This is a genomic window from Pseudostreptobacillus sp. (assembly GCF_977040545.1).
Map to the genome: position 1 here is coordinate 1 of NZ_CDRRBS010000005.1, position 26,463 is coordinate 26,463.

The following is a 26,463-nucleotide window of genomic DNA, read 5'->3' on the forward strand; positions in this document are numbered from 1 at the left end:
TCTTTAAATAAATAACGATAAATTTTAAATCTAATTTTTTACTTATATACCATATAAAAATTATATAAATATATTATATTGACAAAATAATTTAATTTAGATATAACATTATTGAAATTAATAAATTAATTATTTTAAAAGGAGGAAAATAAAATGAAAAAGTTATTATTATTTTTAATTTGTTTAACATCATTAAATTCTTTAGCACAAGTATTTAAATATGAAGATGAAAGTAAATTAATAGTTAAAGTTGTAGATAATAAAAAAGAAGGAACTTATGAAAGATATTACAAAACAGGAGAACTACTAGAAAAAGGTACTTATAAAAACGGAGAACTCGATGGACCATATGAAAAATATAATATAGATGGAAACTTAGAAGAAGAAGGTACTTATAAAAACGGAGAATTAGATGGACCATTTAAACGTTATTATGGATCAGGTTCCCTTGTGGGAGAAGGAATTTATAAAAACGGAGAATCAGATGGACCATTTAAACTTTATTATGAATCAGGTTCCCTTATAATAGAAGGAATTTATAAAAATGGAGAATTAGATGGACCACATAAAACTTATTATGAATCAGGTTCCCTTATGGGTGAAGGAATTCATAAAAACGGAGAATTAGATGGAGTATCTAAAACTTATTATGAATCAGGTGTACTTCAGGAAGAAGAAATTTATAAAAACGGAGAATTAGATGGAATATCTAAAACTTATTATGAATCAGGTGTACTTCAGGAAGAAAGAATTTATAAAAACGGAGAATCAGATGGACCATTTAAAACTTATTATGAATCAGGTGTACTTCAGAAAGAAGGAATTTATAAAAACGATGTAAAAGATGGACCATTTAAAACTTATTATGAATCAGGTGTACTTCAGGAAGAAGGAATTTATAAAAACGAAGAGTTAGATGGACCATTTAAAACTTATTACGAAACTGGGAAACTTAACGAAGAAGGAAACTATAAAAATGATGTAAAAGATGGACCATTTAAAACTTATTACGAAACTGGGGAGCTTAATGAAGAAGGAAACTATAAAAATGATGTAAAAGATGGATCATTTAAAACTTATTACAAAACTGGGGAAATTAAAGAAAAAGGAAATTACAAAAATGATGTAAAAGATGGACCATTTAAAACTTATTACGAAACTGGGGAAATTAAAGAAAAAGGAAATTACAAAAACGATGTAAAAGATGGAAAATCTTTTATTTATAAAAAAGATGGAACAATAAAAAAAATAATAACATATATATTCGGTGAAATTAGATATGAAAAATAAAAAAATATAGAAAAATAAAATGTACCAATTAACTTAAGATGAAAAATAAAAAGTTTATTGGTACATTTATATATACTCAAATATTTGATTTTTTAAATTTATTGAGATATAATTAAATCAAATACAAAAAAAAGATATGGAGAGGATAAATATGTTTAAAGCAGTCGTTACAGATCTAGATGGAACGCTATTAAATAATAATCACGAAGTTAGCGAATACAGTAAAAAAGTTATACGTAAACTTGTTGAAAGTGGTTATAAGTTCTATATAGCAACTGGTAGACTAGAAGCTTCTACTCGAGAAATTGCTGAATCTATAGGTGTAAAAATACCATTAATAACTGTTAACGGTACAAGAATTTTAGATGAAGAGGGTAATGAAATACATAATTCTACACTTGATCTTGAAACTGTTAAAGAAATTGCAAGCATAGACTATAAATCTTGTGGAGAAGATTTGTTAATAAATGGATATTTTAGAAATGTATGGCTTGTTCGTGATAAAAAAGCAGAAGAATATTATAGAACTATGAGGCCAGATAAACCTTATTTCCCTAATACAGTTTCTCATGAAGAATTTATTTCAAAAACATACAATAAAATGCATTTTATTGGTAAACACGAAAGTTTATTAAAACTTCAAAAAAAATTAAGAGAAGAACTTACTAACAAAAACTTAAATATGGTATTTGTAGGTGAACATTGTTTAGAAATTTTTTCTAACGATTCTAACAAAGCTCTTGCTGCTGAATTTGTTTTAAAAAGAGATGGAATAAAACTTGAAGAAGCTATAGCTTTTGGAGATTCTGTAAATGATTTTGAAATGCTTACAGAAGTTGGTCGTGGCTTTGTTATGGGTAATGCTATATACCTTTTAAAAGAAATGGCTAAAGATTTAGAAATAATAGAAACTAATCATAATGATGGTGAAGCAAAAAAAATCGTAGAAATATTTAATCTAGAGGTTTAATATGAAAAAAATTGCTCTTGTTGTTGATGATAACTCATATATTAGAAAAAATATACGAGAAATTTTAGAAGCATATAATTTTAGTGTGCACGAAGCTGACAATGGTCTTTGTGCTCTTGAGAAATTTGAAGAAATTAATCCTTCTATCGTAATAATGGATATTAACATGCCTGTATTAAATGGATTAAAAGCAACCGAAAGGATTATATCTAAAAATCCTAATGCAAATATTATAATTTGCTCATCTATGTTATTTATTCCTTATTATCAAAAACTTGCTTTAGAATCTGGAGCAAAAGGTTTAATTTCAAAACCTTTTACAAAATCTGAATTTATAAAAGGCTTAAATAGTTTACTTGAAAATAAAGAGGTACAAAAATGAATATTTTAATAGAATTAACATACATTCTAGGATTTTCTTTCCTAGGACAAACAATAAGTAAAACAACAGGTATACCTGTACCAGGTTCTGTAATAGGACTTATTCTATTTTTCTTATCACTTCAATTTAAAATCATTAAACTTGAAGGAGTAGAAAAAACTTCAAATTTCCTTACAGATAATCTTGCTATATTATTTATACCCGCTGGAGTTGCAATAATATCTAATTTTAATAAAATAAAGAATATTTGGGTTTTACTTGCTATTATTTGTTTTGTTTCAACAATAATTTCTTTAATTTTTGTTGGAAGATTAACTCAACATTTAATTAAGAGAGGTGAAAAAAATGAATCTAATGGAACTAACTAAAGATCCTCTTTTTGGAATGTTTTTAACATTAATAACATTTGTTTTATTTAAAAAATTATCAGATAAAGTCAAGAGTTCTCTACTTAATCCTCTTGTACTTTCATTAATTTTTATAATAGTTTTTCTTGAAACATTTAAAATTCCTTATGAAAATTATTACAACGGTGCCGAAATTTTTAACACAATGATAATTCCTGCAACAGTTGCTCTAGCTATTCCTTTATACAAAAACTTTAATTTATTAAAGAAATATTATAAAGAAATACTATTTAGTATAGGATTTAGTACATTAGTTCTTACATCTCTTCTTGCTATATCTATGGCTCTTCTTGATGTTGATAAAGAAATATTATCTTCTGTATTACCTAAATCTGTTACAACAGCAATAGCTGTGGGTGTTTCTGAACAAATACAAGGAATTCAAGCTATAACTATTATAATGGTTATAATTTGTGGTAATATTGGGGCAGTTTTTGGAGAATTAATATTTGATATTTTCCACATACATCATCCTATTGCACAAGGTATATCTCTTGGAACAACATCACACGCTGTAGGAACAAGTAAAGCTATTGAATTAGGAGAAATTCAAGGGTCAATGTCTGGACTTGCAATTATAGTTACAGGATTATTTACTGTAGGGCTTGCTCCTATAATATATATGATAGTTTCTAAAATATTTTATTAAAATAGGGTCTGTCCACAAATAGAATATAAAACGTGAAAAATCCTAAAAAAAAATGGAGTGAATTTTAATTTTATTTTAATTTTCACTCCTTTTATTTTATAACTAAGTTTTCTAATTTAATTATTAAAATTTAATTAAAACTCTTCTTTTGTTTTTAGATAATTATTCTATTTGTGGACAGTTCCCAGTTGTTTTTTGTTAATTAAAATTTATTTCTTGAATAGTTCAGAATACGAACCTAACCTATACAACATTAAAACAAGTACATCATTTTGATATTCATAAACCAAGAGCCAGTCTGGTTCAATATGACACTCTCTTGTTCCTTTGTAATTCCCTGATAGATCATGATCCTTATACTTAAAATCTAACTTTTCTCCATTAGCTAATAATTCTACAACCTTAAATAATTTTTCTATGTCTTTGTTTTGCTTTTTTGCAAGTTTAAGGTCTTTTTTAAATTGAGTTGTAAATTTTACCTCATATTTCATTCTTCAAGCGCTTTCCTTAAATCATCCATATTTGAATATCCTTTAACCTTTTTATCATGAACTATTTCTTTTCCCTCTTTAATAGCTGCGATAGTCGTATTATTTGGTATTTCTAATTTTAAATTAAAAGGAATTCCATTTTCTCTGATGATTGTTCTTAAAAACATATTGATAGCAGTTGTCATATTAAGCCCTAATTCAGAAACTATTACTTCTGCTTGGTCTTTTATATCTTTATCTGTTCTGATATTTAGATTTGTTTTTGCCATAATATAACCTCCAATCTTGTCTATATTATATTCTTATTTTCGTTTCTAGTCAATACATAGCGTTGTTATTAGCAACATATTTATTTAATATTCATCCACAAAAGTAGGTTCAAAAAGGCAATTGTCCTTGAGATGTTATATTATTAATTGAGTAAATTAATTGATAATTCATAACTAATTACACCATAAAACAGTAATAAAATCTGTATTTATGAGTATAATTGGTTATTTTTTTATTAAAAGAATAATAAAAAGAGGAAAATTAAAAAATTTTAATAATCAAGTTATTTTATTAAAATTTAATCAAAATTCCTCTTTTGTTTTTAGATAATTATTCTATTTATGGACAGCTCCTATTTAATTAGTGTTCATTTATTTCTAAATTCTCTATTTGTATATTTACATGTTCTATCCCATATTTTTCTTTTAACATATCAGAAATATTTTTAACTATAACATAGTCATTTACTCCGTTATATTTTTTTAATAAAACATGAAAAGATAGACTAAATTTATCTTCTGTAATACTCCATAAATGAAATTCATGTATATCTTGTATATTTTCATCTACTTTTAAAATATTTTCTCTAATTTCTTTTATTTCTAGCCCTTCAGGAACTGTTTCCATTAAAATATATCCTGATTCTTTTAATATCTTTACTCCACCTATGAATATAACAATGCTTATTATAAAGCTTATTATAATATCATATAATATATTTCCTGTAAAATGAATAAGAAATGCTGCAACTATTACCCCTATTGAATTTAATATATCTCCTGTAAAGTGTAATAAAGCACTTTTAACATTCATATTTTCTTCACTTTTTAAACTAATTGTTAAAATTACAGTTAATACTATATTAATAATCAATCCTATAACAGCAATAGTTCCCATCGTTTTAAAATCAACATTTACTGGATGTATAAATCTTATTATTGATTCATACAATATTCCTAAAGAAATCACACAAAGTGCTAGACCATTTAAAAATGAAGCTAATATCTCAAATCTTAAATATCCAAAAGTAAATCTCTTTGTTGGTTTTTTTTCTGAATAATATATAGCTATCATAGATATTACTAATGCTGCAACATCTGAAAACATATGAAAAGAGTCTGATACTAATGATAATGAATTACTAAATATTCCACCAAATAATTCTAAAAAGGCAAATATTAATGTTAAAATCAATGAAATCCATATTGTTTTTTTTGACTTCAATTGTTTTTTAAAATGTTCATCATGATGATAATAAAAATCTATTTTATTCATTTTTCCTCCGTTTCTAAGATATATTATACATTAAATTTATTTTTTTTCAAATTTTAACATATAATATTTATTGTGTTAAAAATGTAATAGACATTATTTCTTGATTAATTCATTCATTTTTTGCATAAGATATTCTACTTTTTCTTCAAGAGCTAAATTTTTCTTTTCTAACTCTTTTATTTTATAATCTTTTTCTTTATCAATATCTCTTCCAAATTGATACCCTAAACCTAATCCAAAGCCTACATTTCCTTTAGTATTTAATGTAGCACTTGCTTTATAGCTTAAAGATCTATTTCTAGTAATTCCATTTATTCCAACCGCTAATGCTTGTTCTCCTTTATAGAAACCCAATCCTGCAGTTATTATATGTTCCTTTGTAGATATTTGTGGCATATTAGCAGCAGCTAACGCTAAAGCAATCCCTACATTTGATTCTGATTTTTTACTTTCAAAATATGATTTTAAAGATTTAAGTTGAGCAACATTCACTGCATCTGTATCAAAAGTTCCTGCTGCAACTCCTGTTATTTGACGAGTTATCCCTTTATCTTCGTCTCCAACTGAAATAGCGGCAGAACTTGAATAAAAAGTTGATGTCATCTTATTAATACTAGCATTTATATCATTTTGTTTACTTTCAATATTAGATATTTGCTTTTTTTCTTCTGCTATTTTTTTCTTTAAGTTTGTACCTTCTGATGAATATCTACCCCAAAAATCTAATTTATCATATTCTTTTTGTTTTTCTTCAACATCGTCTTTAAGATTTGTCAATTCTTTATTTAAAGTTATATTTTCTTCATTTAATTGTTTATACTCATCTTCTTTATTACTCATCTTTACAATTTCTGTCATTGTAATAGGACTATCTGTTGCTGGATTATAACCTAACATTCCTTTATCTCTATTAGAAACTGATGATTCTCCCAGTGCCACTCCACCATCAAATTTAACATTACTATTATTTCCTATTGCAACAATATTGTTATTTATTACCTTATTTTCTTTATCTGAAAATCCTAAAACTATATTTCCTTTTGTATTTTCCAAAGAAACATTTGTTCCTGTAACTATGCTTTTAGAACTATTAACTAAATTATTATTATACCCACTAACATAATTTAATTCACTAATTTTATCTTTTGTACCTATAACACTATTATTAACTCCTATTATAGAAGTATTTTTTGTATAATCTGCTTTGTTTCCACCACCTATTGCTAAAGTACTTCCACCTGAACTCTTTTTCAATATTTCTCTTAATTTTTCTGACATATCTTTAGCAGAATCAAAAGAACCTCCACTTGGTGCATTTACATTTTCTATTGAATTTGTTATTTCATTTCCAGAACCAAATATTAATGAACCATTAGAGTTAAAAGTTCTATTTGCAACCCCTACGATTGAATTTGCAATTCCTGAATATGAACTATCAGAAGTTTTTGATTCTATAGCATTTAAAGACCCTGTTATTGTTGCTCCAAAGTTTTGTACTGCATCACTTGCACCCCAAAAACCTAAATTTCCATCATTTTTCCCTGTGATTATAGAGAAACTCCCTGTATTTGTTGCAAGCATACCGTTGGTAAAGCTATTTGTCCCAACTGTTGTAGCATATATGGAATACCCATAACCACTTCCATATCTAGCTCCACCTTTTACAGTTGTGTCTACATCTACATCTCCCATTTCCCCTTTATATCTATGAGACCCTATCATTACACTTCCAGTTCTTCCAAAAGTAGAACTTCCTATCATAACAGAACCTGGTTGATTTTTACCATCTTTCATAAAATTAAACATATTTTCTTGGCGTCCACCACCAACTAGTGATGAACTATCTTTACCTATTGTAATATTTCCATCTGGAGTTAATCCTGTATCATATACAGGTTCTGCTCCTATTCCTATTGAAATATCTCTTTTATCAGGAGCTATATTAGAATAATCATCTGAATATCCCAAATTACTTAAAATTAAAATAGATGTTAAAAAAATAATAATACTTTTGTTATTTCCTTTATTAATCATATTTACCACATCCTTTCATTTCTTTTTTAATAGTATACCCCCCCCCCCATATTTTTTGTCAATAGTTGAATTGTAATTTTTAATTAATATATTTTAATTATACACAAAATTTACACTTTATACAAAAATACAATTTTTAAAATAACTTGAAAATTTAATAGTTAAGTGATATAATTAACTATATAATATAAATGCAAAGGAGAATTGTCATGGCAAAAAAAACATTACACGATTTAGAAGTTGCTGGTAAAAAAGTATTAGTTCGTGTTGACTTTAATGTTCCTATAAAAGAAGGAGTTATTAAAGATGATAACAGAATTAAAGCTGCACTTCCTACATTAAAATACATCTTAGAAAACGGTGGAAAAGTTATAGCTTTCTCTCACTTAGGAAAAGTTAAAACTGAAGAAGATAAAGTTTCTAAAACTTTAGCACCGGTTGCAAAAAGATTAGAAGAATTATTAGGAAAACCTGTTAAATTCATACCTCAAACAAGAGGTGCAGAATTAGAAGCTGCTGTTAATGAATTAAAAACTGGTGAAATCTTAATGTTTGAAAACACTAGATTTGAAGATTTAAGTCCTGAAGGTAAAAAAGAATCTAAAAATGATCCTGAATTAGGTAAATATTGGGCATCTCTTGGTGATGTTTATGTAAACGATGCATTTGGAACTGCTCATAGAGCACACGCTTCAAATGTTGGTATAGCATCTAACATTGAAAATAGTGCTGTTGGATTCTTGGTTGAAAAAGAATTAAAATTCATTGGTGGTGCTGTTGATGAACCTAAAAGACCATTTGTTGCTATCTTAGGTGGAGCTAAAGTTAGTGACAAAATAGGTGTTATTGAAAACTTATTAGATAAAGCTGATAAAGTTATAATAGGTGGTGGAATGATGTTCACTTTCTTAAAAGCTTTAGGTAAAAATACAGGAAAATCTTTATTAGAAGAAGATAAATTAGAATTAGCTAAATCTATACTTGAAAAAGCAGGAAACAAATTAATATTACCTGTAGATACAGTAGTAGCTAAAGAATTTAAAAATGATGTAGACTTTAAAGTTGTTTCAGTTGATGATTTAGCTGATGACGATATGGGATTAGATATAGGTCCTGATTCTGTTAAATTATTTGCAAAAGAATTAGAAGGTGCAAAAACAGTTGTATGGAACGGACCAATGGGTGTATTTGAAATGAGTAATTACGCTAAAGGAACTATAGGAGTTTGTGAAGCTATAGCTCATCTTTCAGATGCTATAACAGTTATAGGTGGAGGAGATTCAGCTGCAGCTGCAATTCAACTTGGATATGCAGATAAATTCTCTCATATATCAACTGGTGGTGGAGCTTCACTTGAATACTTAGAAGGTAAAGTATTACCAGGTGTTGCTGCAATAGCTGATAAATCTTGTGGATGTGGATGTTCACATAAACATTAATTAAGATATAAATAAAAATGGGATTTTAAAATCCCATTTTTTATATATTAGTATGATGAATTTTTAACAACTTCTTCTCCAAACCCTCCATTTAAAGCTCCAGATGTATTTGTACTTGTAGTTGCTCTTTCTACTCTTATTCCTCTTATACCTGCTTCTCTTGCTGCTAAAATATCATCATCACTATCTCCATAATGTAATGAAACTCCATATTTTTTTATGTAATATGTTTTATCGTATTTATTTGCTGCCTTTGTTTCAGGTGTTCTATATGATATAGGTTGCATATTTACTATTCCAAATTCTTTTTGTAAAACTTTAGCTGTTGAATCTAACTTATCAACACTATAATCTTTACTTGCTGTTCTACCTGTTATAAATATTACTTTATCTCCTCTTTCTAAATGCATCTTAATTATTTCTTTAGAAGATAATTTTGGAAGAGAATATTCATCACAAGCATTTTTATCAATAAAATCCCAATAAGCTTGATTTCTTGTATATTTTACTCCATCTTTATTAAAATGATTTGCCCCATAAAAGAAACATGGACTTGAAGCCAATACTGTATCATCTATATCAAAACTTACTGTAATTGGTGCAACTCCTTTTAAACTTTCCTTAATATCTTCTACACTTACCCATTTAATTTCTTTTGCATTATTTTCTCCTATTAATGCAAGTTCACGAGTTGTATATCCTTTGTGAGTGTATGCTGCTTTTTCTGCTGAATAAGAAAATAACCCCAATCCAACTAATAATGTTAAAGTTAATACTTTTCTTTTTAAAAACATAGATTCCTCCTTAATATAAATACTTCAATAAAAGTATACCCTATATTTTCATTTTTTAAAATATATTTCATTTAATATAGAATATAACTATTATTTTTAATAAAATTGTATTTAAAATATATTTATGATATACTTTTAAAAAAAGAAATAGGAGGTTTCATGAAATCAGGTTTCATTTCCATAGTTGGTAGACCTAATGTTGGTAAATCAACTTTAATAAATAAATTAATAGAAGAAAAAGTTGCTATTGTTTCTGATAAATCTGGTACTACTCGTGATAAAATTAGAGGAATAGTTAATAAAGGAGATAACCAATATATATTTGTAGATACTCCAGGTATACATAAACCAAAACATCTGTTAGGAGAACATATGACAGAAATTGCTATAGAAACTCTTAATGAATGTGACCTTGTTTTTTTTGTACTTGATGGTACTCAAGAAATTGGTCCCGGAGATATGTTTGTTAATGAAAATATACGTCTTTCAAATACTCCTACATATATAATTATTAATAAAATAGACCAAATGACAGATGAAGATATCTTAAATAAAGAAAAAGAAATAAAAGAAAAATTAGGAAATTTTGAAGGGATAATAACCATATCATCTGAATATGGACTAGGTATACATAAAATATTTGATGTTGTTAAAAATTATCTTTCTAATGACATGTGGTTTTATCCAGAAGACTATTATACTGATTTATCTGTTAACAAAATAGTTATAGAAACTATAAGAGAAAAAATATTACTTAAAACTCGTGACGAAATCCCTCACAGTGTTGCCGTAGAAATTATTGATATTGAAACAAAAAATGATAAAAGAAGATATGAAGTCAATATATATGTTGAAAGAAATAGTCAAAAAGGTATTATAATAGGACTTAATGGTTCTTTACTTAAAGAAATTGGTATAGAAAGTAGACGTGAAATAGAAGCTCTTACCGGTCTTAAAATAACATTAAAATTATGGGTTAAAGTTTCTAAAAACTGGAGAAAAAATGAAAGAATGTTAAAAGAATTAGGTTATGAAATTAATAAAAAGAAATAAAGAGGTAATTTATGGAAAATATTTTTAAAGTAGTTCAATGCTACATAAATGGATATAACAATAAAGAAAAAACTTTAGAAAATATTAAAAATTTAAATTTTGAAACTACTTTTAATAATAGTTTTTTAATATCATATATTTATAGTAATAGTAGAGATTTATCTTTTTTTTCTAAATTGCTAGATAAAGATAATAATGATATTGAAGCTATAAACCTTGCTATATACTTAGGTAGAAATGGGGCTAATTTAGAATTTCTTAAAAATTTTTTACAAAAAAGAAAATTTAATTTATCTATAAATTTACAAAATATTTTTACTTCATTTTTTAACAATGAAAATAATGAATTTTTAGTGAAAATATTAAAAGATATTTATAACGGAAAAAAATTAGAAGATATTTTATTACTTGATGAAAATTTTAAAGAATTTAGATTAGAATTATATTCATACAAAAAAAATCTGTTTGATAATATATTAAGTTATAAAGAAATATTTGATAAAAAAGAACCTATTAAATGGTTACCAACAAACAATAGAAAAACCCCTGAATTTTATGCTGATTATGGTAAAGAAACGAATGAATTAATTAAATTTATTCATAATCCTTTATTTTGTGACTATACATATTCTGAAACTACTAAACTATTGAAAATATCTTCATTTGAAGAATATATAAATAATAATCCTAATATGCTAGGATTACGTGCTATATTAACAAGTATAATTAGACGTGAGAGATTAGGGGTTGGAACTCTTAGTCGTTCTATTGTAGATGGTTTAGTTTCATTATTATTAGAAAAAATGGAAGAGAAATTTAGTATAGAAAACATATAAAAAAAACGGAATCATCCGTTTTTTTTATACACCTAATTTTATTCTTATTTGAGCTATATCTGCTTTTAATTCTTTATCTGTTGTTTCTTCAACTTTTTTTATAGCTTTAGAAACAGCACTATGATCAGTATTTAGTATCTTACCTATCTTTCCAATTTCCATATTAAGACCTTTTGCAAGTATAAATCTAAAAGCATCACGAGGCTTAACAACGTCGCTCGTTCTTTTCTTACTTAATATTTCTTCTTTGTTTATATTATAATATCTACAAACTTCATCCATAACTTTTTCTTTTGTTATTTCTTCTTTTCTTTTCTTTTCTCTTTTATTTAATTCTTCATCAATTAAATCTTTATCTATATTTTTTTCAAAAAATTTAACTTTAGATTTTAAAGTTTTCATAACTCCCAAAATTTCTCTAAAATTAGTTTCTAATTCATCTGATATATATGCTATTAATTCATCACTTATATCCAAATTATTAGTTTCTGCATAATTTTTTATCATTGACATTCTCACTGACTTATCTGGCAATCTTAACTCTGCAGAAGTTCCACTTTTAAATCTTGTTCTTAATCTTTCATCTGCATTTTGAAACTTATCAGGATATTTATCTGATATTAATATTATAGGTTTCCCTTTTTCATAAAGCATATTAAATACTTCATAAAATTCCTTTTGAGTTTTATCTTCTCCTCTTCCAAAAACAGTTTCAAAGAATTGTACGTCATCTATTATCAACATATCTAAATCTTGAAATTGTTTTCTAAAGTTAAAAGGATTATTTTGAGAATTATTTCCATAATTAATATATGTTGCAAGCCATTCATTAGTAAAAGTATTAGCCGTCATATATTTAACCTTTTTTTTATGTTCTCTGGTATACTCATTTCCTATAGCTTGTGCCAAATGTGTTTTTCCAAGCCCTGAATCCCCATATATTAATAAAGGACTATAATCGGCACCTTCTACATTAGCTATAGATGTTGCAAGACCATAAGCATGCATATTATTATCTCCTACAATATAGTTATTTAGTCTATATTCTGGATTTAAATTAGATTCAAATAAATCTTCTTGTTTTATTGTATCTACCTTATTATCTTCTTCATACAATTTTACCAAATCAATACAGATATTTTTTTGGATTAAGGGTTTAAACTGATTGGTTGCCAATCTTTCTATTTTTTCCTTTAAAGATTTTAATTCTAAATATGAATCTTTATCTAAAACTTCTAAAACTAAATAATCTTCAAAATCTTTTGCTTTTACATTTTTATTTATATCCTCTGATAATTTAATATTATTATTTGGTAGTATATTTTTTATAGCTTCCCATATTTGATTTGGTTCAAACATATCTTATCTAAATCCTTTCTTTTTTCTATAGCTATATTAACATAAAAAATACATATTTTCAAACTTCAAATTACTATTCACATAAACTTTATTCACATAAAAAAAACCATTGTTAACCATTTAAAAATCAACCTTTATAAAAATTTATTCACATCCATTCACATCAACCTAATGCCATTTTTAGCTATTTTAAAAAAGTTGTTCACATGCAAAATTTTTTTACTTTTTTTGCCTATTGTAAACTTTAGATTATACTTTGACGTGATTGAGTGTTGCTTTTAATTTATTAACATTACATTTATTCACTAATTCACTAGTTATTCACAATAAAAAACTTATAAATAAAAGATTTCAAGAAATTATTCTCTTACTGTTCTATTTTTTTAACGTGATATTTAAAATATTTTCACAATAAAATTCACGTAAACTAAAAAATTCACAAAATCTTGTGAAATAAATAAGAAAAAAATTTTTAAAAAATTTTCTCACAAAATAAGAAAAAATAAGAACGAAAAAAATATAGGAAAAGTATAATAAATAAAGACTTTACACAAAATCACGAACATAATGATAATAAATAAAATGATATATAAATATATATATATTATAATTAACAAAAAAAATTAGTAGTCAATTTTCTAAAAAAATGATAAAATTTATATGATAAAAAAACTTTAGGAGGACTATGAAACTAATAGTTGGTCTAGGAAATCCTGGAAAAGAATATGAAAAAAATAGACATAATATTGGATTTATAATACTTGATTCATATTTAAATAACTTTAATAATGTTATATGGAAAAATAAATTTAATTCTCTTTATACAAAAATAAATATAAACGGAGAAGATATTTTATTTCAAAAACCTTTAACCTTTATGAATTTAAGTGGTAATGCTGTAATTGAAATTAAAAACTTTTTTAAAATAGAAAATAAAGATATTTTAATTATACATGATGACTTAGATATTAAAATAGGAGAAATAAAAATAAAAGCTAATGGATCTTCTGGAGGACAAAATGGAATTAAATCTATTATTTCTGTTTTAGGAGAAGATTTTAATAGACTAAGAATAGGTATAAATAAACCTAATAATATTAGCGTTGTAAATCATGTTCTTGGTAATTTTTCTAAAGAAGAATTTAATGAAATAGAAAAAATAAAAAATAATATTTTTGATGTTATTTCAGAATTCCTAAAAGGAGAAAATATTAATAATATTAGTTCTAAATATAATATAAAAAAGAATAATAAAAAGGAAAAAAAACAAGAACCTAAATTAAGAAAAGCCAAAAATAAAGATTTAGAAAAAATTTTAACTTTAAAAAATAATGCTGTTGAATATCAAAAACAAAAAAATATTCAACAATGGGATGACAAATATCCTAGTAAGGAAATTTTTGAACAAGATATTTTAGAAGAAATTGGATATATTTTAGAAGTAGAAAATAATATAATTGGTTATGCAGCTTTATCATATAAAAAAGAAGAAGCATATAGAAATATAAAAGAAGATGAAAATTATTCTATAATTCATAGATTAATAATAGATTCTAATTTTCATAATAAAGGCTATGGAAAACTATTTATAGACAAACTTATTAGAATTTCTATAAGAGATTCTCGTTTTATAATTTATACGGATACTCATGAAAAAAATATATCTATGTTAAAGTTATTAGAAAAAACAAAATTTATATATATTGCAAAAATTAATTATTCAGAAAATTCTGAAAGATTAGCTTTTAGATATAAACTAGGAGGTTTTTAAAAATTATGGAATTTCAAAAAATTATTTTTGAATTTTTAGGAGGATTGGGATTATTCCTTTTCTGTATTAAATATATGGGTGATGGTCTTCAAATGATTGCTGGAGATAGGTTAAGGCAAATATTAGATAAATATACGAACTCACCTTTTTCTGGAGTTTTAGTTGGTATATTAGTTACAGCCCTAATTCAATCTAGCTCAGGAACTTCTGTTATTGTTATAGGATTGGTAGGAGCAGGACTTTTAAATATAAAACAAGCTATTTCAATAATAATGGGAGCTAATATTGGAACAACGCTTACTACCTTTATTATAGGATTTAATATAACACATTATGCACTACCTATACTATTTTTAGGAGTAGCGTGTCAAACATTTATTAAATCTAAAACAATAAATAATATTGGAAGATTATTATTTGGTTTTGGAGGAATATTTTATGCATTAACATTAATGTCAGATGCAATGTATCCATTAAGAGACCTTCAAGAATTTAAAGATTTAACAGTACAATTAAGTAATACGCCTATACTTGGAGTATTTGTTGGTACAGGTATAACTATGCTTGTTCAAGCTTCAAGTGCAACAATTAGTATATTACAAAATTTACATCAAGATGGTTTAATTACTTTAAAGGCAACTTTACCTGTTTTATTTGGAGATAATATAGGTACAACTATAACAGCAGTAATAGCAGTAATAGGTGCTAATTCAGATGCTAAAAGAATAGCACTTTCTCATGTATTATTTAATGTTATAGGAACTATAATTTTCTTGATATTCTTAACACCATTTACGATGTTTATAGAAAAAATGCAAGAAATTTTACATTTAACACCAAAACTTACAATAGCCTTTGCTCATGGGTCATTTAATACTATAAATACTATATTATTATTCCCTTTCATAGGAGTTTTAGCTTATATAGTAACAAAACTAATTAAAGATGATAATGAAAAACAAGGATATATAATAAAATATTTAGATAAAATATTATTAAAAACACCGGCTATAGCATTAGGTCAAGTAAAACAAGAAATAATACACATGACAGAACTTGCTATGAAAAATTTAGGAGATTCAGTTGTTTACTTTAAAAATCATGATGAAAAATTAGCTGAAAAATTAGAAAAACATGAAGATGGAGTAAATAATTTAGATCAAGAAATAACTAAATATTTGACAGAACTTTCTAGAGAACATTTAAATGTTAAAGAAGGAGAAGAAATAAGTATATATTTAGATATGTGTAGAGATATTGAAAGAATAGGAGATCACGCATTTGGTATAGTAAATGATGTAAAATATCAAATAAAGAAAGGATTAAAATATTCTGAAACAGCACAAAATGAAATAGATAATTTATTACAAATATCAACCGATATGATAAAATGTGCAATAGATGCACTTAAAAATTCAGATAAAGAAAAAGCAATAGAGGCTCTTGATTTACATAATAAGATATATAGTTATGAAAAAAAAGTAAGAAAAAATCATATTAAAAGAGTAAGTAATCAAGAATGTGAAATTCATTCAGGACTTTATTATATAGATTTAATTTCTCACTTTACAAGAGTGTGTGATCATGCAAGAAATATAGTTGAAAATGTATTAGAAAATAGAATGTAGGAGATAAAATTATGAGTTTTAAATTAGAAGAAGAATTAGTAAATGAATTAGAAGCTATTTTATTATTTGAAGAAGATAAAATAGAAAATGAAGTATTTGAAAAATTGAATAAAAAAGGATTATTCTCTGGTAAAGAAGGAGAAATTGTTGTTTATAGAGATCTTGAAGATAAACAAAGATATGTTTTTGTTGGTTTAGGAAAAGAAAAAGACTTAACATTAGATAAGGTTAGAAAAATATTCTTTAAATTTGCTAAAGAATTAGAAGTTAAAAAAGAACCTGAAGTTAAAGTATATATACCTAAATTAAATGGTTTATGTACAAGAAAAACTTATGGTGCTGCATATGAAGGGATACTTCATGCAGGATATACATACGATAGATTTAAAAGTAAAAAAGAAGATGAATTTGAGTTAAATGTAAGATTTGATATAGAAGAAGAAAAAGAAGAAAAAGTAGTAGCAGAACTTCTAAAAATCCAAAATATTATGGATGGAGTGTACTTTACAAGAGATTTAGTAAATCTTCCTTCAAACTATATATATCCAGAAACTTTAGCTAACATTACAAAAGAAGAATTAGAAAAATTTGGAGTAAAAGTAAAAATATATGAAGAAAAAGAAATAAAAGAATTAGGAATGGAAGCTTATCTATCAGTTGCAAGAGGATCAAGTAATAAACCTAGATTGATAGTTATGGAATATATGAATAATTCAGAAAGTACAGAAAAAGTTGCATTAGTTGGAAAAGGAGTAACTTATGATACAGGTGGATATTCTATAAAACCAAATGATGGAATGAAAACAATGTTTTGCGATATGGGAGGTGCAGGAACAGTTATAGGAACTATGCTTGCCTTAGCAAAGAATAATGTTAAAACAAATGTATATGGAGTTGTAGCAGCTTGTGAGAATTCTATAAGTGGAGATGCATATAAACCAGGGGATATCATAGGTTCTATGGCAGGGAAGACTATAGAAGTAGATAATACAGATGCAGAAGGAAGATTAACTTTAGCTGATGCTGTATATTATGCTTCAACTGTTTTAAAAGCAGATAAAATAATAGATTTAGCGACTTTAACAGGAGCATGTCTTGTAGCTCTTTCAGAATACTATACAGGTTCTGTAACAAATAATAAAGAATTATTTAAAGATATTTTAGAAGCTTCAAAAGAAGCAGGAGAACCAATATGGTTACTTCCAACATCTGATGAATTTAAACAATTAAACAATTCAAGAGTTGCTGATATTAAAAACTCAGGTGGAAGAATGGGAGGAACTATAACAGCTGGTTTATTTATAGGAGAATTTGTTAATAATACACCTTGGGTACATTTAGATATAGCAGGAACAGCCTTTTTATCTAAAGCTTATGGATATTTACCAGTAGGAGCAACAGGAGTACATATTAAGACATTATATAATTATTTAGAAGGATTAAAATAAAAAAGAGCGTAAGCTCTTTTTTTATATCTTTAATATTGCTATAGCAAGTGTAAAATAAACAAATAAACTAACTGCATCAACTAAAGTTGTGATTACAGGAGATGCCATACTTGCTGGGTCTATGTTAAATGCTTCAGATATTAAAGGAAGTAAACCTCCTACAATATTGGCAAGAGTTAGTGAAAGAACGATTGCAAGTGATATAACTATAGCTGTATTTAAGTTCATTCCTGAATTATTAAGTAATAATAATCTTAAAATATTGACTATAAATATTATTGCACCACATTGCAAACTTACTAAAAATTCTTTTTTTATAATATCAAAGAAATTCTTTTTTAAGGTTAAATTTTCAACTATTATAGCACGTATTACTGATGAACTTGATTGACTACCAGCATTTCCTGAAGTTGACATTATAACAGGAATAGAAGCAGCAAGTATTGCCACAGCACTTAATTTATCTTCAAAAGTTTGAAGTATATATCCAGTAAAAGAACCAGAAATCATAAGGATTAAAAGCCAAGAAATACGAGATTTAACCATTTCTATAATAGAAGTATTTAAATAAGAACCTTCTATATGATTAACCCCAACCATTTTATGTATATCTTCTGTTGCTTCTTCAACTAATACGTCAATTACGTCATCGGCTGTTATAATTCCTATTAATTTATTTTGATCATTTAGTACAGGAATAGATGTAATATCATATTCTTGTAACATTTTAGCAACTTCTTCTTGGTCAGTATTACTATATACATAAATATCACTTTCCTCTATTAAATCTTCAAGTAATGTATCATCTCTAGCTACTATTATATTTCTTAAATGAACAACTCCTAAATATTTTCTAGAGGCATCCCTTATGTAGCAAACATTAATTGTTTCAACTAATTCTGCTTTATGTTTTATAATTTTTATAGCTTCTTCTACCGTGATATTACTTCTAAGTTCAACAAAATCTGAAGACATCATATATCCAGCTGTAAATTCTTTATAACTTAAAAGAGTGTTAATTTCTTTTCTGTCTTTATCTGGAACAGATGCAAGTATTTTTTTTATAACATTAGCAGGCATTTCTTCCATAAATTCTATAATATCATCACTAAACATATTATTTATTATATTAAATACATCATGAGAACTTAATATTTCTATAAGTCTTTGTTGTTTTGTTGGACTTAAATAAGAAAAAAGTTCAGCACTAATATCTTTGGGTAATATTCTGAAAGTGAAGATAGCTTCATTTATATCTAATTCTTCAAATATTTCAGATAAATCAACTATGTTATATTCAGTAAATATATGTCTAATTCCATCAACATTTTTTTCTTTAATAAATTCAGGTAAAATGTTAAATAATTGTTCTTTAGTATAAACCATCTATATTAAACCTCCTGCAATAAAAATACGAGCTAAAGTAAAGTAGGTAGTAAGTGATATAGCATCGCAAGCTGTTGTAAGGACGGGACCACTCATACTAGCTGGGTCAAGTTTTAAATAAAGACCTATCATAGGAAGAATACCACCTATTAAATTAGCTGTTGTGACTATAATTAATATGGTAAGTGAAACAAGTATTGCTGTTTCCCATTTAACTGATGGCATAAATATTATAATTCTTAAGGTGTTTATAATAAAAAGAATACTTCCAAGTATTAAAGAATTATACAATTCTTTTTTTATAATACTAAATAAGTTAGAAAATTTCATATCATCAACTATAATTCCACGAATTACCATAGCACTAGATTGACAACCGGCATTACCTGCTGTATCCATTATCATAGGCATAAATGCTAATATAGAGCTAATAGAAGTAATATCACTATTTGCTGTGACTATACTTCCAGAAACTGTTGCAGAAACCATAAGAATTAAAAGCCAAGCAATTCTACTTTTACTAATTTCAAAACTAGATTGATCTAAATAATTACCATCTGTAGGATTAATCCCACTCATACGTTGTATATCTTCTGTTGTTTCAGATTCTATAATATCTAGTACGTCATCTATAGTAACAATACCAAGTATATGGTGATTATTATCTACAACAGGTAAAGCTAAAAGGTCATATTTTGACATAGTTTGAGCAACATATTCTTGATCATCATCTACATCAACAGAAATAACATCCGTTTCCATAATATCACCTATTAAAGTATCATCTTGAGAAATTAATATATCTTTCATAGAAACAAGACCTATCAATATTGAATTCTCATTAGTTACATAACAATAAGATATAGTTTCAGCAATTTTTTCTTGAGATTTAATTTTTTTCATTGCAATAAAAGCACTATCATCTTGAGAAATTTTAACAAAATCAGCAGACATTATAGATCCAGCTGAATTTTCATTATAGTTTAATTGCATATTTAATTGCATTTTTCTACTATGAGATGCAATTTCAAATATTTTTTCTTCAACTTCTTTATTTTCATAATCAAGTATATCCTTAATATCATCTGTATATAGATATTCTAAAAGTTCATGAAGAAAGTCGTTAGAAAGATTTAGTATTAAGTTTTCACGTAAATCTATAGAAAGATAAGGAAAAACTTCCGAGGCTTTTTCAGTACCTATTAAGTTAAAGATTTTTAATATATCTTCGAGATTTAATTCATCCAAACTTTGTGCTAAATCAACAGAGTTTGTATCAATTAATTCATCTTTAAGACTTAATAAATTTCCGTTTTCTATTTCTTCTTTTAATTCCATAAAAAACCTCCTATTCTTCAAATATATATAATTATATCTTATTTTATATCATATATCAATAAGTATCTTGACTATAAACCTAAAAAGGAGTAATATAAAAGGTACTTATAAATTGAAAAGGAATGTTGTGGATAAAGTGAAAAGATTGAAAAGTTTAGATTTTTTAAGAGCGGTATCTTTAATTATGATATCGTGTTATCATTGGTTCTATTTTAAAGGAACTTATATAGGGGTTATAGTATTTTTTGCCTTAAGTGGGTATTTAATTACTAATTCTTTATTAACAAAAGAATTTAGTATATGGGGAGAATTAAAAAAAAGAGTAATTAAAATATATCCTAGTCTTTTAATGGTAATATTAATTTCTTCCTTATTTCTATATTATTTTAATGGAGGATTTGAAGAAAAATATAGATTAAGTATGATATTTTCTGTATTAAGTTTAAATAATATATATCAAATAATTTATAAAATATCATATTTTGATGGATATAATACCTTATTACCATTAACTCATATTTGGGCTCTATCGTTACAAATGCAAGTATATATACTACTTCCTGTAATGATAAAAGGATTTAAAAAACTAAAATTATCTGATAATATAATATCAGGGATATTTACAGTATTAAGTATAATTTCTGCAATAATTATGGGATATAAGCTATATTTAGGTAGAGATTTTTCTGAAATATATTATGGAACTGATACAAGAATTTTTACGTTCTTTATAAGTGCTGCAGTTGCGGCATATTATGCTAATAAGAAAAAATTGGAAGATGAACAAAAGGCAACAATACTGATAATATCAGTTATTACATATATATTCTTAATATTTTATGCTTTATTCTTTGATTATCAAAGTAGCTTTAATTATTATGGTGGACTATTTTTACTTAGTTTAGGTGTTAGTTTTATACCTGCACTTGCTATTAAAGTAAATATAAAAAAAGTAAGAATACCAATAATAAGTAGAATATATGATGTTATAGCAGAGTTTGGAAGTAGAGAATATCAATATTATTTATGGCAATATCCAATAATGATAATGATGAGAGAAATATTTAAATGGTCAGAAATGGATTTTTATTTAAAATTCTTAATTGAAATATTAATTTTAGTAGCAGTATCAGAAATTTTCTACCAAATCTTTAAAAGAAGGGAGAGATTAATGAGAAAAGTTAGTTTAATAATGTTAGCTCTAATAGCAATACTAGCATATTCAGTTCCTAATTATGAAAATAAAGATCTTGAAGAATTAAATAAAATTAGAGAAGAGATAAGTGAAAAAACAAAAGAAATTGAGAATAAAGAAAAAGAAGAGGTAAAAACAACAGAAGAAACAACAAAAGAATCTAATGAAAATTCACAAGAAAAAAATATGGATAAAATAACATTTGTTGGAGATTCTGTTATGGAAATGGCAAAGATAGAAATACAAAACACTTATCCAAATGCAGAAGTAAATTCTAAAGTATCAAGACAGTTTTCAGAATTGCCAAAAATATTGATGGCAATGGATAAACAAGGTAAATTGTATAATACAGTAGTAATAGGTCTTGGAACAAATGGAACAATCTCTCAAAAAGATATGGATAGAAGTCTAGAAATATTAGGGGATAGAAAGGTGTATTTCATAAATTCAGTAGTGCCACAATCTTGGGAAAAAAGTGTAAATAATTTTTTAGATACTATAGCTTCTGAAAATTCAAATGTAAAAGTAATTGATTGGTATAAAGTTGCAAAAGGAAATAAAGCAATCTTTTATAAAGACGGAACACATCCTAAAATAGATGGTGTAAAAAAATATGTTAAGTTAATATCTGATAATTTAAAATAAGGAGTATATTTGTATGGATATTCAAAAGATTTTTAATGGAATAGAATATAAAATATTAAGTAAAGGGATCGAATTTAAAGTAAATGATATACAATATGATTCAAGAAAAATTAAAGAAAACGACATATTTGTAGCTCTTATAGGTAGCTTAGTTGATGGTCATTCCTATATAGATAAAGCTATTGAAAATGGTGCTAAAATGCTGATAGTGGAAAGATTGGATTTAAGTTATCCTGAAGGAATATGGATAATTCAAGTTGATGATTTGAGAAATAAGTTAGGATTTATAGCCTCTAATTTCTTTGATTATCCTCAAAATAAATTAAAAGTAATAGGTGTTACAGGTACTAACGGTAAAACAACATCAACATATATATTAGAATCTATTCTTAAAAATTCTTCGAGAATAGGAACAACGGGATGTAGAATATTAGACAAAGAATATCCAACGAATAATACAACACCAGAATCATTAGATTTAATTAAAATGATGGATGAAAGTGTAAAAAAAGGTGTAGAATATTTCTTGATGGAAGTAAGTTCACACGCTCTTTATCAAGGACGTGTAAATATGCTTATGTTTGATTCTGCGATATTTACGAATTTAACACAAGATCATTTAGATTTTCATAAAACTATGGAAAACTATTTTAATGCAAAAGCGATGATATTAAATCATTTAAGAGGAAATAAACTAATAATTAATAAAGATGATGTATATTGTAGAAGATTATTGAATAAATCTCAAAGTTTTTCATTAAAAGAAGATGCAGATATTACAGGTGAAATATTAGAATATACATTAAAAGGAATGAAGGTAAAAGTTAGTGTATTAGGTAAAGATTATGAGTTTGTAACTAAACTTATGGGGGAATATAATCTACAAAATATATTAGGAGTATTACTTGTTATACTTCAACAAGGAATAGATATTTCTTATGCAATAGAATGTATAAAAGAATTAAATTCTATATCTGGTAGATTTGAATTAATTGATAATGATAAAGAAATAATGGTTGTAGTAGATTATGCTCATACTCCAGATGGACTAGAAAATATATTAGAAACATTACAGAATATGAAAAAAAATAGAATAATTACTGTATTTGGTGCAGGTGGGGATAGAGATAAAACTAAAAGACCTTTAATGGCACAAATGGCATCAAAATACAGTGATGTTGTATATATGACATCTGATAATCCAAGAACAGAAGATCCGGAAAGTATATTAGATGATATAGAAAAAGGAATGAGTAATAAAAAATATTATAGAATTACAGATAGAGAAGAAGCTATAAAAAAAGCTGTGCAAAATTCACAAAAAAATGATATAATACTAATCGCTGGTAAAGGTCATGAAGATTATCAAATAATAGGTCATACTAAAATACATTTTGATGATAGAGAAGTGGCAAGAAAATATTTAGGAGGTAGATAAATTGAAAAAAATTCTATTTTTATTAACAACTATTTTTATGTTAGTTGTAAGTTGTGGTTCAAAATCAGAAAATAAGGATTCAAAAGAATTGAATATTTACAGTTGGACTTATTTTGTTCCAGATAAAGTTATTCAAGATTTTGAAAAAGAAACAGGAATTAAGGTTAATTTAAGTTTTTATGATAATAATGATACTATGATAGCAAAATTACTTGCAGGATCTGATCAATATGATATAGTATCACCATCAACAGATTATGTTCCTGTAATGATAAATTCTGATTTACTTGAAAAATTAGATAAATCAAAATTAGGGAAAACTTTTGAAAATTTTGATGAAAAATTAAATTTATTAGAAATTTCTAAAACTTATGATGAAGGATTAAATTATACTATACCATATTCATATATGGCAACAGGTATAACAGTAAATACAAAAGTTGTTGGTAAAGATTATCCTAAAACACCTGATATATTCTTAGAAGAAAAGTTTAAAAAGAGAATGACTATGCTTGATGATGGGCGTGAAGTTTTAGGGTTAGCTCTTCAATATTTAGGATTTGAATCAGATAGTAAAAATCCAGAAGAATTAGCAAAAGCTAAAGAAAAAATACAAAGTTGGGCTAAAAATTTATCTAAATTTGATTCAAACGCTTCAGGAAAAGGAATGGCAAGTGGAGAATTTATAGTAGTTCATGGATACCCAGATATTTATTATGAATTAGAAGGAAAAGGTGAAGAAAATTATGATTACTTCATACCTCAAGGAGCTATGATGTATATAGATAGTATGGCTATAACAAAAAATTCACCTAATAAAGAAAATGCGTATAAGTTCTTAGAATTTTTATATAGACCAGAAAACTTTAAAGAAGTTCTTAAAGTTCTTAGAAATCCAAGTATAATAAAAGGGGTAGAAGAAATTTCAGAAGTAAAACCAATAGTAAGTAGTGAAGAAATACTTAAAAAAGCAAAATTACCAAGAGCATTAGATGAAGAAACAAAAGAAGCTCAAGATAAGGTATGGACTGAAATTAAATCAGGTAAATAATAAAAGATTATAAATAAAACATAGTAAAAGTCGTAGTTCTTATAGAATTACGACTTTTAAAATAAGTAAATATAGAAAATCACTTATAATTTAATTGACTTTTGTTAAAGGTGTGGTATATTATAAATAAAATATTTGTTTAAAAGGAGAACGATAAAATGGGAAAAGAAAAAATTATATCATCAAATTTTCTAATGCAAGAGTTTAAATATGAAGATGGAAGTATATTAAAAGTTAATGTAGTGAATAATAAGAAAGAAGGACCATATAAATATTATTTTAAGAGTGGAGATATAGAAGAAGGAACATATAAAAATGGTGTACTTGAAGGACTATATACAATTTATGTGTATGATGGTGATAGAGAAGAAGGAACATATAAAAACGGAAAAAAAGAAGGTTCTTATAAATATTATTGGAATGATGGTACTAGAGAAGAAGGAACATATAAAAATGGTGTACTTGAAGGACTATATACAATTTATGTGTATGATGGTGATAGAGAAGAAGGAACATATAAAAATGGAAAAAGAGAAGGTTCTTATAAATATTATTTTAAGAGTGGAGATATAGAAGAAGGAACATATAAAAACGGGGAAAAAGAAGGTTCTTATAAATATTATTTGAATGACGGAGATATAGAAGAAGGAACATATAAAAACGGGAAAAGAGAAGGTTCTTATAAATATTATTTGAATGACGGAGATATAGAAGAAGGAACATATAAAAACGGAAAAAAAGAAGGTTCTTATAAATATTATTGGAATGATGGAGATATAGCAGAAGGAACATATAAAAATGGTGCACTTGAAGGACCATATACGATTTATTTTAAAGATGGTGATAGAGAAGAAGGAACATATAAAAATGGTGTACTTGAAGGACTATATACAATTTATGTGTATGATGGTGATAGAGAAGAAGGAACATATAAAAACGGTAAAAAAGAAGATTCTTATAAATATTATTTTAACAATGGAGATATAGAAGAAGGAACCAATAAAAATGGGGTAAAAGAAGGACCGTATATAGAATATTTTAAAGATGGTTCTAAAGCAGAAGGAACATATAAAAACGGTAAAAAAGAAGATTCTTATAAATATTATTTTAACAATGGAGATATAGAAGAAGGAACATATAAAAATATGGTAAAAGAAGGACCATATAAATATTATTGGAATGATGGAGATAGAGCAGAAGGAACATATAAAAACGGTAAAAAAGAAGGTTCTTATAAATATTATTTTAACAATGGAGATATAGTAGAAGGAACATATAAAAATGGGGTAAAAGAAGGATCATATAAATATTATT

General features: G+C 25.8%; 22 protein-coding genes and 1 pseudogene. 15 read left to right on the forward strand and 8 right to left on the reverse strand.

Translation table 11 applies throughout. The annotated features are described in order from the left end of the window. Nucleotides 1-153 precede the first annotated feature (153 nt). The 5 genes from ACWYO2_RS00700 (at nucleotide 154) to ACWYO2_RS00720 (ending at nucleotide 3,698) form a co-directional block, all read left to right on the forward strand. Entirely contained in the window at nucleotides 154-1,290 is a 1,137-nt protein-coding gene (locus tag ACWYO2_RS00700; protein ID WP_455514575.1) for a toxin-antitoxin system YwqK family antitoxin, read from the forward strand. Between the two features lie 151 nt (nucleotides 1,291-1,441). Then, nucleotides 1,442-2,260, forward strand: a complete 819-nt coding sequence (locus tag ACWYO2_RS00705) for an HAD family hydrolase (RefSeq protein WP_455514576.1) — start codon at nucleotides 1,442-1,444, stop codon at nucleotides 2,258-2,260. Between the two features lies 1 nt (nucleotide 2,261). Continuing rightward, complete coding sequence (locus ACWYO2_RS00710; RefSeq protein WP_455514577.1) at nucleotides 2,262-2,642, forward strand: response regulator; 381 nt, start codon at nucleotides 2,262-2,264, stop codon at nucleotides 2,640-2,642. After that, nucleotides 2,639-3,010: a CidA/LrgA family protein gene (locus ACWYO2_RS00715; RefSeq protein WP_455514578.1), complete on the forward strand. Its 372-nt coding sequence runs from the start codon at nucleotides 2,639-2,641 to the stop codon at nucleotides 3,008-3,010. The genes ACWYO2_RS00710 and ACWYO2_RS00715 overlap by 4 nt, the downstream gene beginning before the upstream one ends. Continuing rightward, nucleotides 2,988-3,698 (forward strand): LrgB family protein, encoded by a 711-nt coding sequence (locus tag ACWYO2_RS00720; RefSeq protein ID WP_455514579.1) that lies wholly within the window; start codon nucleotides 2,988-2,990, stop codon nucleotides 3,696-3,698. The genes ACWYO2_RS00715 and ACWYO2_RS00720 overlap by 23 nt, the downstream gene beginning before the upstream one ends. 209 nt (nucleotides 3,699-3,907) lie before the next feature. Here the strand turns inward: ACWYO2_RS00720 and ACWYO2_RS00725 are convergent, their stop codons facing one another. The 4 genes from ACWYO2_RS00725 to ACWYO2_RS00740 form a co-directional block, all read right to left on the reverse strand. After that, nucleotides 3,908-4,189: a type II toxin-antitoxin system YafQ family toxin gene (locus tag ACWYO2_RS00725; protein ID WP_455514580.1), complete on the reverse strand. Its 282-nt coding sequence runs from the start codon at nucleotides 4,187-4,189 to the stop codon at nucleotides 3,908-3,910. Beyond that, nucleotides 4,186-4,458, reverse strand: a complete 273-nt coding sequence (locus tag ACWYO2_RS00730) for a type II toxin-antitoxin system RelB/DinJ family antitoxin (protein WP_455514581.1) — start codon at nucleotides 4,456-4,458, stop codon at nucleotides 4,186-4,188. The genes ACWYO2_RS00725 and ACWYO2_RS00730 overlap by 4 nt, the downstream gene beginning before the upstream one ends. Nucleotides 4,459-4,819: 361 nt before the next feature. Next, nucleotides 4,820-5,734: a cation diffusion facilitator family transporter gene (locus ACWYO2_RS00735; protein ID WP_455514582.1), complete on the reverse strand. Its 915-nt coding sequence runs from the start codon at nucleotides 5,732-5,734 to the stop codon at nucleotides 4,820-4,822. Nucleotides 5,735-5,827: 93 nt separating this feature from the next. Continuing rightward, nucleotides 5,828-7,768 (reverse strand): YadA-like family protein, encoded by a 1,941-nt coding sequence (locus tag ACWYO2_RS00740; RefSeq protein WP_455514583.1) that lies wholly within the window; start codon nucleotides 7,766-7,768, stop codon nucleotides 5,828-5,830. A 209-nt stretch (nucleotides 7,769-7,977) separates the two neighbouring features. On the opposite strand from ACWYO2_RS00740, the gene ACWYO2_RS00745 reads away from it, so the two are divergent. Beyond that, nucleotides 7,978-9,207, forward strand: coding sequence for a phosphoglycerate kinase (locus ACWYO2_RS00745; protein ID WP_455514584.1), 1,230 nt, complete (start codon nucleotides 7,978-7,980; stop codon nucleotides 9,205-9,207). A 47-nt stretch (nucleotides 9,208-9,254) separates the two neighbouring features. Here ACWYO2_RS00745 and aphA read toward each other — a convergent pair whose 3' ends face one another. Beyond that, nucleotides 9,255-10,001 carry an acid phosphatase AphA gene (aphA, locus tag ACWYO2_RS00750; RefSeq protein ID WP_455514585.1) on the reverse strand — a complete coding sequence of 249 codons (747 nt, stop codon included), beginning with the start codon at nucleotides 9,999-10,001 and terminating at the stop codon, nucleotides 9,255-9,257. Nucleotides 10,002-10,160: 159 nt separating this feature from the next. Between aphA and era the strand changes: the two genes are divergently transcribed. Beyond that, on the forward strand, nucleotides 10,161-11,054 hold the full coding sequence (gene era, locus ACWYO2_RS00755; protein WP_455514586.1) for a GTPase Era: 894 nt from the start codon (nucleotides 10,161-10,163) through the stop codon (nucleotides 11,052-11,054). 11 nt (nucleotides 11,055-11,065) lie between these two features. After that, nucleotides 11,066-11,890 (forward strand): hypothetical protein, encoded by an 825-nt coding sequence (locus tag ACWYO2_RS00760; protein ID WP_455514587.1) that lies wholly within the window; start codon nucleotides 11,066-11,068, stop codon nucleotides 11,888-11,890. 24 nt (nucleotides 11,891-11,914) lie between these two features. Here the strand turns inward: ACWYO2_RS00760 and ACWYO2_RS00765 are convergent, their stop codons facing one another. Next, nucleotides 11,915-13,249, reverse strand: coding sequence for a DnaA ATPase domain-containing protein (locus ACWYO2_RS00765; RefSeq protein ID WP_455514588.1), 1,335 nt, complete (start codon nucleotides 13,247-13,249; stop codon nucleotides 11,915-11,917). A 685-nt stretch (nucleotides 13,250-13,934) separates the two neighbouring features. Here ACWYO2_RS00765 and pth point away from each other — a divergent pair. The 3 genes from pth to ACWYO2_RS00780 are packed head-to-tail and all read left to right on the forward strand — an operon-like array spanning nucleotide 13,935 to nucleotide 18,096. Next, nucleotides 13,935-15,020: an aminoacyl-tRNA hydrolase gene (pth, locus tag ACWYO2_RS00770; RefSeq protein WP_455514589.1), complete on the forward strand. Its 1,086-nt coding sequence runs from the start codon at nucleotides 13,935-13,937 to the stop codon at nucleotides 15,018-15,020. Between the two features lie 5 nt (nucleotides 15,021-15,025). Beyond that, nucleotides 15,026-16,648 carry a Na/Pi cotransporter family protein gene (locus ACWYO2_RS00775; RefSeq protein ID WP_455514590.1) on the forward strand — a complete coding sequence of 541 codons (1,623 nt, stop codon included), beginning with the start codon at nucleotides 15,026-15,028 and terminating at the stop codon, nucleotides 16,646-16,648. An 11-nt stretch (nucleotides 16,649-16,659) separates the two neighbouring features. Continuing rightward, nucleotides 16,660-18,096, forward strand: coding sequence for a leucyl aminopeptidase (locus ACWYO2_RS00780; RefSeq protein WP_455514591.1), 1,437 nt, complete (start codon nucleotides 16,660-16,662; stop codon nucleotides 18,094-18,096). A 21-nt stretch (nucleotides 18,097-18,117) separates the two neighbouring features. On the opposite strand, the gene mgtE (ACWYO2_RS00785) is transcribed toward ACWYO2_RS00780, so the two are convergent. Both mgtE (ACWYO2_RS00785) and mgtE (ACWYO2_RS00790) read right to left on the reverse strand, forming a co-directional pair. Then, the gene (gene mgtE, locus ACWYO2_RS00785) at nucleotides 18,118-19,482 is read right to left on the reverse strand and encodes a magnesium transporter (RefSeq protein WP_455514592.1); all 1,365 of its coding nucleotides are present in this window, start codon (nucleotides 19,480-19,482) and stop codon (nucleotides 18,118-18,120) included. Next, nucleotides 19,483-20,820: a magnesium transporter gene (gene mgtE / locus ACWYO2_RS00790; protein WP_455514593.1), complete on the reverse strand. Its 1,338-nt coding sequence runs from the start codon at nucleotides 20,818-20,820 to the stop codon at nucleotides 19,483-19,485. 127 nt (nucleotides 20,821-20,947) lie between these two features. Here mgtE (ACWYO2_RS00790) and ACWYO2_RS00795 point away from each other — a divergent pair, with 127 nt between their 5' ends. The 4 genes and pseudogenes from ACWYO2_RS00795 to ACWYO2_RS00810 form a co-directional block, all read left to right on the forward strand. After that, complete coding sequence (locus ACWYO2_RS00795; RefSeq protein ID WP_455514594.1) at nucleotides 20,948-22,660, forward strand: acyltransferase family protein; 1,713 nt, start codon at nucleotides 20,948-20,950, stop codon at nucleotides 22,658-22,660. A gap of 13 nt (nucleotides 22,661-22,673) precedes the next feature. Then, nucleotides 22,674-24,098, forward strand: a complete 1,425-nt coding sequence (locus ACWYO2_RS00800) for a UDP-N-acetylmuramoyl-L-alanyl-D-glutamate--2,6-diaminopimelate ligase (protein ID WP_455514595.1) — start codon at nucleotides 22,674-22,676, stop codon at nucleotides 24,096-24,098. A gap of 1 nt (nucleotide 24,099) precedes the next feature. Beyond that, a complete protein-coding gene (locus ACWYO2_RS00805; protein ID WP_455514596.1) occupies nucleotides 24,100-25,149 on the forward strand; it encodes an extracellular solute-binding protein in 1,050 nt (349 codons plus the stop codon). A gap of 158 nt (nucleotides 25,150-25,307) precedes the next feature. Further along, nucleotides 25,308-26,463 (forward strand): annotated as a pseudogene (locus tag ACWYO2_RS00810) (hypothetical protein); the annotation flags it as partial.

Coding starts and splice junctions, on each gene's coding strand:
- pth (WP_455514589.1), top strand. CDS start 13,935: ATGAAACTAATAGTTGGTCTAGGAAATCCTGGAAAAGAATATGAAAAA.
- ACWYO2_RS00735 (WP_455514582.1), bottom strand. CDS start 5,734: ATGAATAAAATAGATTTTTATTATCATCATGATGAACATTTTAAAAAA.
- ACWYO2_RS00765 (WP_455514588.1), bottom strand. CDS start 13,249: ATGTTTGAACCAAATCAAATATGGGAAGCTATAAAAAATATACTACCA.
- era (WP_455514586.1), top strand. CDS start 10,161: ATGAAATCAGGTTTCATTTCCATAGTTGGTAGACCTAATGTTGGTAAA.
- ACWYO2_RS00705 (WP_455514576.1), top strand. CDS start 1,442: ATGTTTAAAGCAGTCGTTACAGATCTAGATGGAACGCTATTAAATAAT.
- ACWYO2_RS00730 (WP_455514581.1), bottom strand. CDS start 4,458: ATGGCAAAAACAAATCTAAATATCAGAACAGATAAAGATATAAAAGAC.
- mgtE (WP_455514592.1), bottom strand. CDS start 19,482: ATGGTTTATACTAAAGAACAATTATTTAACATTTTACCTGAATTTATT.
- aphA (WP_455514585.1), bottom strand. CDS start 10,001: ATGTTTTTAAAAAGAAAAGTATTAACTTTAACATTATTAGTTGGATTG.
- ACWYO2_RS00720 (WP_455514579.1), top strand. CDS start 2,988: ATGAATCTAATGGAACTAACTAAAGATCCTCTTTTTGGAATGTTTTTA.
- ACWYO2_RS00775 (WP_455514590.1), top strand. CDS start 15,026: ATGGAATTTCAAAAAATTATTTTTGAATTTTTAGGAGGATTGGGATTA.
- ACWYO2_RS00725 (WP_455514580.1), bottom strand. CDS start 4,189: ATGAAATATGAGGTAAAATTTACAACTCAATTTAAAAAAGACCTTAAA.
- ACWYO2_RS00780 (WP_455514591.1), top strand. CDS start 16,660: ATGAGTTTTAAATTAGAAGAAGAATTAGTAAATGAATTAGAAGCTATT.
- ACWYO2_RS00740 (WP_455514583.1), bottom strand. CDS start 7,768: ATGATTAATAAAGGAAATAACAAAAGTATTATTATTTTTTTAACATCT.
- ACWYO2_RS00760 (WP_455514587.1), top strand. CDS start 11,066: ATGGAAAATATTTTTAAAGTAGTTCAATGCTACATAAATGGATATAAC.
- mgtE (WP_455514593.1), bottom strand. CDS start 20,820: ATGGAATTAAAAGAAGAAATAGAAAACGGAAATTTATTAAGTCTTAAA.
- ACWYO2_RS00710 (WP_455514577.1), top strand. CDS start 2,262: ATGAAAAAAATTGCTCTTGTTGTTGATGATAACTCATATATTAGAAAA.
- ACWYO2_RS00745 (WP_455514584.1), top strand. CDS start 7,978: ATGGCAAAAAAAACATTACACGATTTAGAAGTTGCTGGTAAAAAAGTA.
- ACWYO2_RS00715 (WP_455514578.1), top strand. CDS start 2,639: ATGAATATTTTAATAGAATTAACATACATTCTAGGATTTTCTTTCCTA.
- ACWYO2_RS00700 (WP_455514575.1), top strand. CDS start 154: ATGAAAAAGTTATTATTATTTTTAATTTGTTTAACATCATTAAATTCT.
- ACWYO2_RS00800 (WP_455514595.1), top strand. CDS start 22,674: ATGGATATTCAAAAGATTTTTAATGGAATAGAATATAAAATATTAAGT.